General features: G+C 43.1%; 12 protein-coding genes. 5 read left to right on the top strand and 7 right to left on the bottom strand.

Going from position 1 to position 14,389, the window contains the following annotated elements; all coding sequences use genetic code 11:
* Positions 1-115 precede the first annotated feature (115 nt).
* A complete protein-coding gene (locus ACW689_RS03270; protein WP_476288470.1) occupies positions 116-985 on the bottom strand; it encodes a LysR family transcriptional regulator in 870 nt (289 codons plus the stop codon).
* 107 nt (positions 986-1,092) lie between these two features.
* Here ACW689_RS03270 and ACW689_RS03265 point away from each other — a divergent pair, with 107 nt between their 5' ends.
* Positions 1,093-1,689 carry a LysE family translocator gene (locus ACW689_RS03265; RefSeq protein WP_476288469.1) on the top strand — a complete coding sequence of 199 codons (597 nt, stop codon included), beginning with the start codon at positions 1,093-1,095 and terminating at the stop codon, positions 1,687-1,689.
* Between the two features lie 65 nt (positions 1,690-1,754).
* On the opposite strand, the gene ACW689_RS03260 is transcribed toward ACW689_RS03265, so the two are convergent.
* Positions 1,755-2,603 (bottom strand): fibronectin type III domain-containing protein, encoded by an 849-nt coding sequence (locus tag ACW689_RS03260; RefSeq protein WP_476288468.1) that lies wholly within the window; start codon positions 2,601-2,603, stop codon positions 1,755-1,757.
* 176 nt (positions 2,604-2,779) lie between these two features.
* On the opposite strand from ACW689_RS03260, the gene ACW689_RS03255 reads away from it, so the two are divergent.
* Together ACW689_RS03255 and ACW689_RS03250 are read left to right on the top strand one after the other, a co-directional pair.
* Positions 2,780-3,082, top strand: a complete 303-nt coding sequence (locus ACW689_RS03255; RefSeq protein WP_476288467.1) for a hypothetical protein — start codon at positions 2,780-2,782, stop codon at positions 3,080-3,082.
* 66 nt (positions 3,083-3,148) lie between these two features.
* Positions 3,149-4,006, top strand: coding sequence for a DMT family transporter (locus ACW689_RS03250; protein WP_476288466.1), 858 nt, complete (start codon positions 3,149-3,151; stop codon positions 4,004-4,006).
* A gap of 197 nt (positions 4,007-4,203) precedes the next feature.
* Here the strand turns inward: ACW689_RS03250 and ACW689_RS03245 are convergent, their stop codons facing one another.
* The 5 genes from ACW689_RS03245 to ACW689_RS03225 all read right to left on the bottom strand — a co-directional run bounded on the left by ACW689_RS03245 (position 4,204) and on the right by ACW689_RS03225 (position 12,487).
* A complete protein-coding gene (locus ACW689_RS03245) occupies positions 4,204-4,995 on the bottom strand; it encodes a calcium-binding protein (RefSeq protein ID WP_476288465.1) in 792 nt (263 codons plus the stop codon).
* Between the two features lie 9 nt (positions 4,996-5,004).
* Complete coding sequence (locus ACW689_RS03240; protein WP_476288464.1) at positions 5,005-5,574, bottom strand: calcium-binding protein; 570 nt, start codon at positions 5,572-5,574, stop codon at positions 5,005-5,007.
* A 191-nt stretch (positions 5,575-5,765) separates the two neighbouring features.
* Positions 5,766-8,039: a catalase/peroxidase HPI gene (gene katG / locus ACW689_RS03235; protein ID WP_476288463.1), complete on the bottom strand. Its 2,274-nt coding sequence runs from the start codon at positions 8,037-8,039 to the stop codon at positions 5,766-5,768.
* A 227-nt stretch (positions 8,040-8,266) separates the two neighbouring features.
* On the bottom strand, positions 8,267-11,407 hold the full coding sequence (locus ACW689_RS03230; RefSeq protein ID WP_476288462.1) for an ABC transporter substrate-binding protein: 3,141 nt from the start codon (positions 11,405-11,407) through the stop codon (positions 8,267-8,269).
* A gap of 228 nt (positions 11,408-11,635) precedes the next feature.
* Positions 11,636-12,487 (bottom strand): GNAT family N-acetyltransferase, encoded by an 852-nt coding sequence (locus ACW689_RS03225; RefSeq protein WP_476288461.1) that lies wholly within the window; start codon positions 12,485-12,487, stop codon positions 11,636-11,638.
* 307 nt (positions 12,488-12,794) lie between these two features.
* Here ACW689_RS03225 and ACW689_RS03220 point away from each other — a divergent pair, with 307 nt between their 5' ends.
* Both ACW689_RS03220 and ACW689_RS03215 read left to right on the top strand, forming a co-directional pair.
* The gene (locus tag ACW689_RS03220; protein ID WP_476288460.1) at positions 12,795-13,652 is read left to right on the top strand and encodes an alpha/beta hydrolase; all 858 of its coding nucleotides are present in this window, start codon (positions 12,795-12,797) and stop codon (positions 13,650-13,652) included.
* Between the two features lie 20 nt (positions 13,653-13,672).
* Complete coding sequence (locus ACW689_RS03215; protein ID WP_476288459.1) at positions 13,673-14,347, top strand: alpha/beta hydrolase; 675 nt, start codon at positions 13,673-13,675, stop codon at positions 14,345-14,347.
* Positions 14,348-14,389: the final 42 nt, after the last annotated feature.

Below are 14,389 nucleotides of genomic sequence, written 5' to 3'. Positions count from 1 at the left end.
CATCACAGCAAGACATATTTTTCTTTGCTGCCAGTATGTATGCTACGACTCTTTACGCGATAGAAGTGTCACATTTCAAGTCTGCGAGTTCTAGGCTATTGAATGTGAAAATAAATTAGTCGAAGAACGCTAAAAGTCGTTTCACCAATCCAAACTGTGGCACATTATTAGGCCATGTGGCGTAAAGCGGAATGTCGGTGACTTGCCATTGTGGAAATAGATGAACAAGTCGCCCATTTTTAATCCCTTCATTCGCTAAATAATCTGGCGGCGTTGCCACGCCAATACCGGCTATACACAGCTGTGCCATTGCTTCAACGCTATTAACGCTAAAGTGGCTTTGATAGTCAATTTGCACTGTTTGTGCGTTGTCATTGTGCAAAGTTCGTGACTTGGGGAGCATGGCTAAGTTAATCCAATGCCATTGACTCAAGCTTTCGGGCTTTTTGGGTTCGGGTTGTGATTGATAGTACGCTTTTGAGCACACCATAAGACGCTTTATCGCGCCAATCTTTTTCGCTTTCAGGTCGCTATTGGGCATGTCACCGGCACGTACGGCCAAATCGATCCCCTCAGAAATTATGTTACTGCGTTCATCTTTATATTGCACATTAAAGCTTACAAGAGGATGTTGTTGACTAAATTGTGCTAAGCGCTGAGTGAGCGGTGCGCGGATCAAAGCGGTAGGTAAGCTAATAGTGAGTTTACCTTTAAGTTGTTCGCTATTTTGATTGATCTCATCTAAACCACTTTGCGCAGCTGCCAACATATGTTGCGCATGTTGATAGAGCTTCTCGCCTTCATGGGTAAGCGACAGTTGTCGTGTGGAGCGATACAGCAAAGCGACACCGAGTTTTTGCTCGAGTTTACTGATTTGATAGCTCACCACCGATGGAGATAGCGTCAGTGCAGTCGCTGCCCCTCTAAATGACTTGTATTTCACGGTATGCGCAAAAATGGCGAGGGCTCGTAGGTCGTCAATCATACTTTTAATGGTGAAGATAATAGAACAGTTAAATCTAATTGTGCTACCTAGTTTGGTTTATGTCTACCTCGGTACAATGCAATATCACTGTTTATTGAGTTTCTGTTATGTCACAGGTATTAGCTATGTGCTTGTTTTCACTTTCCATGTCTATATCGCCGGGTCCGGTGAATTTGATCACATTATCATCGGGTGCTAATCATGGTGTGGCGCGAAGCGTGCCATTCATCAGTGGCGCAACCATTGGTTTTACCGTATTACTGTATGTTGTTGGTGTGAGCTATCAATTTGTTGCGCAGCAGCTAGCAGGTTGGGTTGAGATACTGGGTGTGGCTGGCAATCTGTTTATTTTTTACATGGGATATCGGTTGTTTAGCGCCAACGTAACGCTTGAGGTAAAGGCACAGTCTATGCCTTCCTTTTTGCAAGGTGCATTTTTGCAATGGTGTAACCCCAAAGCTTGGATCGCTTGTATGGCGGGTATTTCGGCATTTAATTTATCAGGTTCTTACTCGCTATTACTGATGTTTGTGAGTATATACTTTGTGATTTGTTACGCATCTATTTTTGCGTGGGCAGTACTTGGCAACAAGATTGCGTTACTGCTGAAAAGCTCTAGGCAAGTGAGGATATTTAATCGGGTGATGGGCGCAATGTTGATGTTAATTGCTTTGTATTTGATGGTTTCACTTTTTTCAAAGTGAAGTTAGTTGTATAAAAAAAGCAGCCAGATGGCTGCTTTTGGTACTTCTAAGGGAGTGTCTTTTAATTAGTTACTGCACTTTTTGCCTTTGCATGGTTTATCTGGTCCGCCGTTGTTATCGGACACCGTCACTTCTTGCCAAGCGCTCCATTGTGAAGCGTTTACATGGTTAGTTGCTCGCACTCGGTATCTAAACGTACCGGTACCACTGCTATCTAGGAAATTGATACTATCGGCATCAAGGAGCGCGACTATTTGTGTGTCGCGCCAACGGCCACTTTTGTGCATTGACTCTCTTTGAATTTCAAAAGATTGCTCATTATGGCTGTTGTCTTGCCATGATAAAGTAGCCGTGCCATCTTGACCATCAATGAGCGTTAAGTTACTCGGCGCTGCTGGTGGTTCAGGTTGTGGTTGTACAGCATGTGTGGATGCACAATGTTGGGCTGATGCGACAGTGATATTTGCACTTAAATCGCGGGCTTGCACGCTAAAGCAATACTCAGTCGCACTTGCTAGTTCGGTTGCGGTATACATAGGGCTTGTTTGCCAGTCACTACTATCACAAGTACCGGTATCTCGGGTACAGGTAAATAGGTAGCTTACAGTACCGCCGGAATCGTCAGTTGCTGTGTTTGCTTGCATCTCAATTTGCGTATCATTGAGTGCGGTAGGTATTTTCGCAAAGCTCATGGGGTTCGGATCGGGTGGAGTTATATCAGGCGTTGTTGGCGTAATACTGCCAGTCAAGTAGAAATGTCCTTGGCTTGCATAATCATTTGCATAGGGCCCTGCATCGCCAAAAACCTCCAACAAATGAATGCCTTGAGCAAGGGTTATTTGTAGTGAAGCTTTGCTATCACTGTTGTTACTGCTGGTGGCAAGTAATTGACCGCTGCTGTCATAAAGTCGCATACCAATATCTAAGTTGGCACCTCGTCTATATTTGCACGCTTTTTGATTTTTTATATTATTTTACAAAGACTTATTGTTTGTTCTATAAAGTTTAACGTAATTAGTCTAGAAAGCAGAGTGCATTTATGTATAATTTGTTCCTTAAACAGGTTTTTGGTTTGATTTTAGGATAAGCTATGAACAGGGACGACATAGATAGTCACATTGCACTTTTACACATGAATCGTAAGCAGCGCTTAGAACAAGAGTTTGAGCTGCTTCGTTCTCAGCCAAAAAACCATATTTTGCGAAGCATTGTAATAGCTGCATTATCTTATGTTGTAATGACGTCTATGTTTTCAAATAGCACGCTTTTCAGCCAGCCCTATTTACTCATATTGTTTGTTATTTCGCTGTGTTTAGGGGCGTATTACGAATGCCACCGTGTGGATAAACGCTTAGACACACTATACAAACTGTTACAGCATAAAGAGCAATAAAGCGGATAAGTTCGCCTATTTTGACATGATTGTGTAGCATAGCTATTTTCTAAAGATTTATTTTCTATGCTTTACCTTATCTTCGTTACTTTGCTTTGGGCATTCTCTTTTAGCCTGATTGGCGTCTATTTAGCTGGTCAAGTTGACGCTTGGTTTAGTGCATTAATGCGCATAGCACTTGCTGCCGTTGTTTTTATCCCTTTTTTGAAACTGAGATTGTTGCCGACCGCGCTAATAATTAAATTGATACTTATTGGAGCAATACAAATTGGGGTGATGTATGGATTTTATTATCATTCATTTTTGTACTTGAGCGTACCGGAAGTCTTGTTATTTACAGTCATGACGCCGATGTATATCACTTTGTTGAATGACATCCTTGATAGGCAAGTACACCCAAAGTTTTTACTCTCGGCTTTGATTGCCGTGCTGGGCGCTGTGGCAATTCGCTATAAAGGCATTGATGGCGATTTTCTTGTTGGGATGTTGATGGTGCAAGGTGCAAATCTTTGCTTTGCAACCGGTCAGGTTAGCTACAAGCGCTTAATGCAGAACAGTAGTTTTGAACATCACACTGTTTTTGGTTGGTTTTTTATCGGTGCTTTACTCGTTGCGGTGAGTTGCTTTGCGCTATTTGGCGACAGTGCTCGTTTGCCAACAAGTATGACTCAGTGGAGTATATTGGTTTACCTAGGAATAGTCGCTTCAGGGCTTGGATATTTTGCGTGGAATAAAGGCGCAACACAAGTTGATGTTGGATCACTTGCGGTGATGAATAATATGCTGATCCCGGCAGGGATAATCGTTAATGTGGTGATTTGGAATAGAGACGCGGATATTATTCGGTTATGTATTGGTGGTGCTGTTATTATGTTTGCTCTTTGGCTTAACCAAAAGCTAAATTTACGTCGCCAAGAGGCTTGAAGATATAATAAAAAAGCCCCGCTTTAAAAGGGCAGGGCTTGTCTTTCATGAAACAGAGAAATTTATCGGTTTACTCGCAATCAACCACATTACCAGTTTGGTTGTAACAAGTTTCTACTTGCTGAAGAACATGTCTGCACATGTAGGCTACGTTATTTTCCATACAGTTGAAGTAAGTGCCAATACCGCAGAGCCACTCACATTGTAATCAACGCGCCACTCATAGTATGAGTAGGGAGCTGTGCTTTGATTTTCCAACCAACGTTTAAAGACACTGCTTGAAACAATATCGTAAAGGGTCGTTGGACTAACACTGAAGCTCCGCCAACCATTATTAAAGCCCGTGTATGAACCCGACATTTCAACGGCCGCATTGGCTGCTTTGTAGTAAGGGTTGCTGAAATTACTTTTTTATCCACTTTTGATAGCAGACCTTGCCAATCGTCTACCCAAGTAATGCCTTCACAGCTATCTAAAAAGAGCACGCCTTTATCATCACCTTTACCGCAACTACCTTGCGGCAGCGCATCGGCAGTCCAAATATAATCGGAGTTTTTGCCACCTTCAATTTTTGCTTCGTATTCTGTTGAAGAGGTGATGCTCACATCATTGCCGCTACCACCATGCTGTTGCGAATTTTCATGGTAAGTAAATAAAATATCGTCACCACCATTGCCATAGGCTTTATGCCAACGCACGCTATTTATTTCATCATCGCCACTTTCGAACAGGGCATCATTGCCGTTGCCGCCATAGAGCCTATCTTCTCGGCCACTGTTGCCTGTTAGATAGTCGTCACCATCATCTCCATAAAGTTTGTCATTACCAGTATCACCATTGAGCACATCATCTCCCGCACCGCCATAAAGTGTGTCGTCTTTATCATCATGACTGTTACAGCCACTTTGTTCATAGATGTAACCATTCCCCGCATTAGCTAAACGACAGCCGCCACCTAAATAATCGTTATCTGCGCCACCAGAGAGCATGTCTTTGCCTTATCCGCCCATGAGTAAGTCGCCACCTGCGTCACCCATTAAAACGTCACCGTTACCCTCGCCAAATAATTGGTCATGATGGTTACCACCACTGAGCTGGTCATTACCGGCACCGCCATGAATGACGTCATTACCGTCTTCACCTAGGAGGCGATCATGACCGCCATTACCTGATATTGTGTCATGCCCTGCGCCACCATAAATTGTGTCGCCCTGACTACCAGATATGAGCGTGTCGTTGCCATTCTCACCATAAATCATTTGTTGCACGTCAATGCTTTTTACATCAAAGCTGTCGTTACCATTGCCCAATTTCGCTTGGATCATGCGTACTTGGCTTACGAAAAATGATTCGCAACTTGAGCTGCTTCCCACTTTTCTAGAGACCGTCAGGTCATCCGCAGAACTTGTTAGTGAGTAATTTTCGCTATCACTCGAACCATTAATTATGAGTATCGGTCCTTCAAGATAGACGGATGCACCGCCAGAAATACCATTACACGATGCTATTGCATAGTTTGAGAGGCCAAGCGAGAGCGCAAGACACAGAGAGTTTAATTTAAACGTCATTGTTTGATCCTTAAAATCGTTTTTTGTTTTTTTGAATACCAAAAAATCTCAATGGCGTTAGGCTAAAGGTGAAAATTGCAAAAAATATGGAGTATTAATGGGAACATCCAAAAGAAGTGCTTTATGGCAGGGAAGGTCAATATCAATATAAAAACGTAGAGCACATACGTACTCTACGTTCATTACGGTTATTATCTATCTAAGTTCATGACTTTAGTCCACGCTTTGACAAAGTCATCAACAAACTTCTGTTTAGAGGTGTCAAAGGCATACACTTCAGCGACTGCACGCAATTCTGAGTTAGAGCCAAACACTAAATCGACGGAAGTCGCAGTCCACTTCTGTTCACCGGACTGGCGGTCAAAGCCATTATAAACGCCTTCTTCTGAGGACTTTTTCCACACAGTTGACATATCCATTAAGTTAACGAAAAAGTCATTGTTGAGCGTGCCCGGATTGTTGGTGAGTACGCCGTGTTTCGCACCTTGATAGTTTGCGTCGAGTGAGCGCATACCACCGATAAGAGCGGTCATTTCAGGTACGCTCAGGTTTAGCTGATCCGCTTTATCGACTAACATCTGCGTTGGAGATTTGTAACTTTTGGCTTCATCGAAGTAGTTTCTAAATGCATCGGCATGCAGCTCTAACAAATTGAATGCATTCACGTCGGTTTGAGCTTGTGTCGCGTCACCACGACCCGGTGTAAAAGGCACTTGGATTTCAAACCCTGCATCGGTAGCTGCTTTTTCAATTGCTGCTGCACCGCCCAGTACAATTAGATCGGCCAAAGACACTTGGCTCTTATTAAAAAAGCCACTATTAAAGTCTTCTTGAATTGCTTTTAATGTAGTGAGAACCTTATCTGTTTCTTTTGGGTTATTGACTGTCCAGTCTTTTTGCGGCGCTAAGGCTAAGCGCGCACCATTTGCACCACCACGCATATCAGAGTCGCGATAACTTACGGCTGATGCCCACGCTACGCGAACTAGTTCTGACACACTTAAACCTGAGTCTAAAATCTTCGCTTTTAATGATTGCACATCGTCATTGTCGATATTAGAGATGCTGTTTGAGTCGATCGGATCTTGCCAGATCTGCACCTCGTTTGGCACCTCTTTACCTAAAAAGTTTCTTGCAGGGCCCATATCTCTGTGGGTGAGTTTGTACCACGCTTTGGCAAATGCGAGACGATATTCTTCTGGGTCGGCTAAAAAGCGCTCTGCAATTTTACGATACTCGGGGTCATATTTGAGAGCCAAATCAGCAGTGGTCATGACTGGCGCATGAAACTTGCCCTCAACATGCGCATCGGGAACTGCATTTTTGAGTGATTCATCTGTTGGGATCCATTGAGTTGCACCTGCTGGGCTTTTAGTTTGCTGCCATTCAAAGTTCAGTAGGTTGCTTAGATACAAAGATGTCCATCTGGTTGGTGCTTGCGTCCACGCGCCCTCTAGGCCACTGGTTACTGTGTCTTCTGAATGGCCTTTTCCGCATTTATTTTTCCAACCTAAACCTTGCGCTTCAATGGCTGCCGCACCGGGTTCTTTGCCAACGCAGTCTGCTGGTTTATGTGCTCCGTGCATTTTGCCAAAGGTGTGACCACCAGCGATCAATGCCAATGTTTCTTCATCGTTCATTGCCATTCGAGAAAAAGCAACGCGGATATTTTTTGCAGAGCCTAGAGGGTCTGGCACACCACGAGGACCTTCTGGATTGACATAAATGAGGCCCATATGTGTGGCACCTAGAGGACGTTGTAACTTGCCATCTTTTTCGTGACGATCGCTGGCGAGCATGGCCACTTCAGGGCCCCAATAAACGAGATCGGGCTCCCAATCATCGGCACGACCACCCGCAAAACCAAACGTTTTAAAACCCATATTTTCGAGCGCCACATTACCTGCCAGCACCATTAAATCCGCCCATGATAAGGCTTCACCATATTTTTTCTTTACAGGCCAAAGTAAACGACGAGCTTTATCTAAGTTACCGTTATCAGGCCAACTGTTAAGTGGATCGAAGCGCTGTTGGCCACCACCAGCGCCACCACGGCCATCAAGGGTACGGTAAGTCCCCGCACTATGCCATGTCATACGAATAAAAAACGGCCCATAGTTGCCGTAGTCCGCAGGCCACCAATCTTGAGATTGAGTGAGCAATGCGTCAATATCTTGCTTTACTTTATCCAGTTCGAGTGTTTGAAACGCTTTTGCGTAGTCAAAATCAGCGCCATAGGGATTTGAACGGGTATCATGGTCGCGCAATGGAGACAGGTTTAGTTGGTCGGGCCACCAAAACTGATTGCTTTTCGCTTCGCCCATCTGCGTCATGCCACTGCCCATCGCACCTTTAGGTTTGCTGGTTTGGCCTTTTTCGTGGGTGTCAGCAAATGCTGTCGTCGTAAATAACAATAGGCTGATGGCACTGGCGAGCACGTGCTTTTTGTGGTTATGCATATTCATCAAATAGATCCTTAACTAATGTAAGCCGTTTTAATAACCAAGCACATTGAGTGTATGTTTACCTCTAAATACAACCAATGTCTTGTAAATGAATTGTTTATGAGTATAGAGTGGGAAACTTACTATTGCTGGGAATTAAAACGATTAGAGTCATCGGTAAATTCGATAGATTTTTGGGTATAAATAGCACTTTATAAAATTCGTTAAAGCGCTCAATCACGATGTGATTAGTGCGGCAACTCTACTTGGAGATTATTGTTAAGTAAGGTATTAAACGCTTCAAATGACATGGGTTTGTAAAACAAATAGCCTTGTATTTTATAACAGCCTAAATATTTCAAAGTGCTGAGCTGTGTTTTAGTTTCTACGCCTTCAGTGATCACATCAAATCCTAAAAAGTTGGCAAGACTAGTGATAGTGTGAATGAGGATCGGGCTGTTTTCGTCCACTTCAAGTTTATCAACAAAAACTTTATCTATTTTTAGACAGTTGATTGGCAAATCAAGTAACTGATTAAAGCAGGTGTAGCCAATACCAAAGTCATCAATGGCGATCTTAAAGCCAATATTGCCAAGTTCTGCAAGTACCTCTTTAACGTGGACTTCATTTTTCATGATCGAGGTTTCGGTGATCTCCAACAAAATATGTCGTGGGTTAATGGGATATTTACGTAGCTCAGACTTTATGAATTCCAAGAATCCTGAGTGACATAGTTGTCCATTGGAAATATTGACAGAAACATATTTGAGGCGTCCAGATTCTATGTGATGAGAAATACCTTTAAGCTGTTCAAAAGTTTGTGTGATCGCCCATTGACCAATGACGTTAATCAGTCCAATAGATTCAGCTATGGGAACAAATACCGCGGGCGAAATAGGCCCTTTTGCTGTGGTACAGCGCAGTAGCGCTTCTCCAGCAATCACTTTATTTGATGACAAATCCACGATAGGTTGAATGACCATTGAAAAATGATTATTGTTAATAGCCTCACGCAACTCATAGGCAATATCAAATTTGCTTTTCATTTCCTTATCAAGTTGTGGATTGTATTCCAAAATTGCATCGCGGCCTTTTTCTTTTGCTTCATACATGGCAGTATCCGCTTTGCGAACCAATGTGTTTGCAGCTTCACTTGCGCCATGCCCTAGAGAGTATCCAATGCTACAACTGAGATAAATAATTTGCCCCATCACCTCGAATGGTTCCTTGAGGCACTGATTGATTTTATAGGCAAGCACTTGTACTTGTTCTGCGTCATCAACGTTGTCACATAAAATTACAAACTCATCGCCTCCGAAGCGAGACAAAGTGTTGCCGGGATCAATGGTATCTAGCAGTCTACTGGCTGCACAGACTAACAGCATATCGCCAAAGTCATGGCCAAAAATATCGTTAACCGATTTAAAGTGGTCTAAGTCGATAAACAGCAGGGCCACCTTGGCATTTGTAACGGTTGAGCGTCTTAGTGCAGCCGAAAGCCTACGGTGAAACAATGAGCGGTTAGGCAGGTGAGTCAGTGTATCGTGGTTTGCTTGCCACTCTAATTGCGCTTGTTGTTCTTTTTGGTCAGAAATATCAACTATTGTGACGGTGAGAACACTTTTTCCGCCTGAATTCGCTTTGGAAATGGAAGCTGTGGCAGGAAACTCGGAGCCGTCTTTTCGATAGCCTGAAATTTCTTGCCGAGCGCCCATTTTTCTCTGCTCATCTTTTGACTGCAAAAACTGCGCAAAGTACAGGTCATGCTTTTCTCGATAACGAGGAGGAATTAAATGTACTATATGTAAACCAATTAACTCTTCTATGGGATAGCCAAATAACAACGTTGCTGATTCATTGGCAACGAGAATATGCCCAGATTCATCGGTTGCAATCACGGCAATGTCGGCTTGAGCGAGTACTTGTTCGGTGAGCTGGGGTATAAAGTCGCCCTTTGACTCATAAACGGCTAAATCGGTATTTTCTTGGCCAGATAAAGGCATGACTTTAACGCGAAATTGTAAGCCATCACTTGAGTTACCAATGAGGTATAAAGGTTCTTTGTTGGCGATATGGCTCGTTAAAGTATCTAAATTATTTGTTAAGCTCTCGAATATGTAATCGGGGAGGTCAGGGATCGACACTTGATGGCTTAAATTTTCTAAAAAGTGTTCGGCTGGATACATTTGTATGAGCTTCCAGCTAGCAACATTCAGTTTGGGGTTATCAGATACAACAAAGTGCGCCATTTCTGACTTTTCGAAGTGATGTTTGTATCGAGGCGGAATAATTGGCTCAATTTGTCCAAACGATTGAATGATCTCAAACTCACCAAGGTCATTGCAGCGGCTGAGGTAGTTATTTACATACGCGTGATGTGTCGCGGCATCCATCTTAACATGGCCTTGCGGGCTTTCTACCTCAACGTGTTCAAGTGCATGTATTAACGCTTCGGGCTCCACACTTTGTGCCTGATTAGCTGCTTTGGCAAATGCTTTCACGCATAAATAGGTGCCTTCGCCAAAGTTAGTGAGCCCGCCATTGCCTGTTGGTAACAAGCCATTAATTGATTCTAGGCGTTGTAGCCTTTCAAGGTAGTGCTGGTTTGCGGCTGTCGGTACAGACATAAAATAACTGTTACTGGAATAAAAGCCACTTTTTATGTTGTTGGGCATTGCAGAGGCCATCACTTCATCAAAATGACCCATCACAACAGCTATCCTATCTTTCAATCCCATTTCAGCAAATTGTGTTAATAAGTTGACTTGATCAACGCCTGCAAAGTAGGGCACAAACACATCAGCGCCAGATGTATATAGGCGATAGAGCATAGATCGAAAATCAGTGTTACCTTGTGGTAAATATTCTTCTCCGACAATTTCACCGCCAATCTTATTTAAAACGTGTTTGGCCGCATCAATTGACCCTCTTGGCCATTCATAATTGGCGCCAGCAAAGAAAAACTTCATGCCATGACGTTCGGCCATATAGGGCACCATTTTTTCTATTTGCTGATTAGGTAGTGCGGAGAAAGAGAAAAAGTAATGGCCTTTTATGGAGCCTTCATAAAATGAGAAGTTGAGATAAGGAATTTTTTCAACTTCAGCAACATCTAAATTAACGGCAATACGCGAACTTGAAAGCAAGTTACCAATAATGGCATGACAGTAGTGTTCGTGAACTAGGTTTTTGGCTGCAGGTACCGCAGTTTGGGGCACGCTGCCATCATCAACAATAACGAGTTTGAGCGGTCTTCCAAGTATACCGCCAGCTTCATTTATCTCCGCACATGCAACTTTTGCTGCGTTCGATATTTCCTCGCCATAAAGCGCAACCACGCCACTTAGCGGAGCGAGTAAGCCAAGGGTAATGTCTTCCTGTGATCCCATTATTCTGTACGACCTTTTTGTGTTTTTCACTCTACCAAGTTAAGCGTAGACACTAGATGTGATTCTGACAAAAAAGTCGTAATTTGTGATTTTACGTTGCTAAATCAAAGACTGAGAGACGCGTGGACAGGGTTGATGAAACGTTTGATTCATTGTCTGAGTATCAGTTCAGGTCTAATACTCTGCTAGGGCCCTAGGTAGCACTTAAGGCCTTTTTTGATTATCGTTTTAGCCAATCTCAAATGACGTGACACCAAAAATGCGTGTCAGTGGCAAATCTGGTTTTTCACCTGTATACATTCGGGCTGTTTCAAAAGAAGGTAGCATCTTGTGACGTTGAGCAAGTGATACGGCATCTAGGTTCACCTCTGGCACATCGAGAAAAATAGCTTCGTTCGATGGAACTTTTGAGCTTAAAGCTAAGAATAAAGACTCTGCAAACTCACTGCTATCGGCAAATAGAGGACCAATTTTATACCCTGAGCGGCACGGACGTATCACGCCATATCCTGCCAACCTTCCTTCGTGCAAAATCCCTAGAGCGTGGCTGTTCGGTTGTGTTATCCATTGCTGTAAAAAACGCTGACGGTCCGCTGGAAAAAAGTCAGACTCGTATTGACTGATTTGTTCAAATGTCAGCTCTGATAGCGCAACCACATTGTCGTCAGTGGGGGCTGTATTGCCACCTTGACCCTCGTAGCGGATATTGCTGTACGCAAGTTTAAAGCCCGACTTTTTGTAGTTATCCTGTTGTGCGACCACCCCATCAAGGCCGATATTACAACCCTTTAGATAATCAAGCCCCGCTTGCCATATTTGCCAACCATAGCCTTGACTACGATACTGTGGTTTGACGATGTAAAACCCTAGAAAGCCGAAATCACCTTGGTATTTAACCACGGAAATTGACGCGATGGGCTCATCATCCAAATAGCCCATTAAAAAGCCATTGGGGTCGGCTGCATAGTAACATTCTGCGTCGCTATTGCCGGGGTTCCAACCTTCTTGAGCTGCCCAGTCCACCGCTATATCTAGCTCGGCTTTGCTCATGGTTTTAATGGTAAATTGTTTGCTTCGCATGATGTTTCCTTAATCGGCTTAGGTGGGCATTGATGAGCATACTAACAAGTCGGTTTTCTTGTGCATAGTCTAAAAAGTAAGCCTGATGCTGGTCACAGAGCTTCAAAGCGTGACCAACCCGTTTATTGACACATATAAACAAACGCACACGCAGAGTTTTAATGAAGCATATTGAAAGTACTTTGGGGCGGTTTTTATAATAACCTTAAGAAATTTAACTGCTTATATGTTATGTTGGTTAAGGCTAGCTTCACAGGTACATGTTAGCCTGTTTTTAATTTGTCCAAAACAATATATAGGGAAGTAAATGAATAGTTTGATTCATCGTTTTGCCGCGTTACTGACAAGCTCATTAATTCTATTTTGTTCATATGTACAAGCTGATAATGGGTCTTTTGAAATTCCCAGAAGCCATATCGTGGAGTTGCAAGACAGCCAAACACAGCATGTCTATCCGCTTTTCATTAAATTACCGCGCAGCTATCAAAAAAATCCAAATAAACGTTATCCTGTTATCTATCTCACCGATGCTTGGTATAGTTTTCAAATTGTATCTGGTGCAACGCGTTTCCCGATGAATACAGGCAAAATGGCTGAAGCCATTATTGTTGGTGTATCGTATTCCAAAGGGTCAAAAGGCAGTGAAAGCCGGGTACGAGATTATACGCCGTACAAAGCAAGCGACTGGAAGTTAGCAACAGGGCAAGCAAAGCAGCACCTGCGCTTTTTAGAACAGCAAGTGTTTACCTACATAGACAAAAATTTTAGAACTCAGCCTTCGCAGCGTACTTTTATGGGCAATTCGTTAGGTGGGTTATTTGGTAGCTATATTCTCACAACTAAACCCGCTTTATTTAGTAGTTACGTACTGGGCAGTCCATCCCTTTGGTATCAAAATAAAGCCATTTTCAATGAAGTCGAAAAGCTCAGTAACAAAGGTGTGAAGGAGCATACTAAGGTTTTTATTGCCGTTGGCGCACAAGAAACCAAAGCCCACATGAATAACGACATGGTGGGGGATGCGCAAGCTTTTTACGCTCTGCTACAAAATAAGAAAATAAGCACTCTGGAAACAAAATTACTGGTGATCCCAGAGGCAAATCATGAAACGGCATTCCCAACAACAGCCATACAAGGTTTGTATTGGATTTATAAAAATAATTAATAACACAAAAGAAGTACAAGATGAAAAACCGCTCACTTATTTTTGGCTTATTTGGTGCGATGGCGTCATTTAACACTTTAGCTGCCACTATTCTCGATGCCATACCTGAATCGGCATCGGCAAACGATAAATTTGTTTTTTATTCCCACGGCTTCATAGTGGAAGGCGATAACCCTAAGCCGGTAGAAACAAAAAATGGTTGGGGAGAGTATGACTTTCCCGCTGTGAAGCAAGCGTTGGCGGATGATAGCTACACGCTTATCGCGCATCATCGAGCTAAAAACACAGATCCATTTGACTATGCCTACGAGCTAAATAAGCAAGTACGCACTTTGGTTGCAAAAGGCGTTAAGCCCGAGCACATTACTTTGGTTGGCTTTTCTCGTGGCGCATTTATTACCGGACTGACGTCAGATAAGTTATCTGATTTAGGTGTCAATACGGTGATCTTAGCCGGTTGTGGACGTTTGGTGTGGAAAAAGCACACGGATATTAAAGTGTATGGTCACGTGTTATCGGTTTATGAAAAGTCGGACAAGTCGCAAAGCTGTGCCTTACTTGATAAAAAAAGTACGCAAACGTCTTCATTTGCAGAAATAGAAATAAATACAGGCCTGTCACATGGCGCGTTTTATCGACCGCTCAAACAGTGGGTTGAGCCAGTTAAAGCATGGATAAAAGCGCACTCCAACTAACGCGAGTTAGAGGTTTAATGTGGGCATGGCGATACGCCAGCC

This window comes from Pseudoalteromonas sp. ABE4_541, assembly GCF_056312285.1.
This window is presented reverse-complemented; position numbering and strand designations above follow the sequence as displayed.